Genomic DNA, 516 nt, shown 5'->3' with positions numbered 1-516 from the left:
CCAAATCGAGGTTCGAAATTCGATACACGAGGCACGAAGGAAACGAGTGCTAAGACATCGAAGAATCTCTGGTTTTATCCTAAGGGTCGATTCTTTCGACGGACGAAAGTTCGAAGAAAGATCAAAAGAGTCGCAAGACTCAAGCCGAGGGATCGGCAACTCATTGGAAAAAGCTGTTGTTTAGTTTTGAGAGACCAGGAGTGGTAACTCGATATTGTGGGGGTATAGCTCAGCTGGGAGAGCGCTTGAATGGCATTCAAGAGGTCAGCGGTTCGATCCCGCTTACCTCCACCAATTAAATCGAGGTATAAGTACAATAACGAAGGTTCGAAAGGACTTTTGTTGTGCTTAAACCCTTGGGACTCAATAAGAAAAATGCAAGAAGATGACGAATTAGGTAAAACCATTGGGTTAATCGACTTCGCACATCAGGCCACGCATTTGTTAGATGTTTGTTCTTTGAAAACTGCATAGAGAAATAAATCTAGTAAAGTCGAAAGAATTCACTTCGAAACG

General features: G+C 42.8%; 1 protein-coding gene and 1 tRNA gene. Both read left to right on the top strand.

The window, feature by feature from the left end; all coding sequences use genetic code 11:
- Positions 1-184, top strand: a 184-nt coding sequence (locus tag UF75_RS29730) for a hypothetical protein (RefSeq protein WP_207642512.1), incomplete at its 5' end; no start/stop codon positions are given.
- A gap of 34 nt (positions 185-218) precedes the next feature.
- Positions 219-294 (top strand) — tRNA-Ala (locus UF75_RS25915).
- Positions 295-516 lie beyond the last annotated feature (222 nt).

The sequence above is a fragment of the Desulfosporosinus sp. I2 genome, assembly GCF_000960765.1.
GTDB lineage: Bacteria > Bacillota > Desulfitobacteriia > Desulfitobacteriales > Desulfitobacteriaceae > Desulfosporosinus.
Note: the sequence above shows the minus strand (reverse complement) of the source record. Positions and strands in the feature narration are given on the sequence as shown.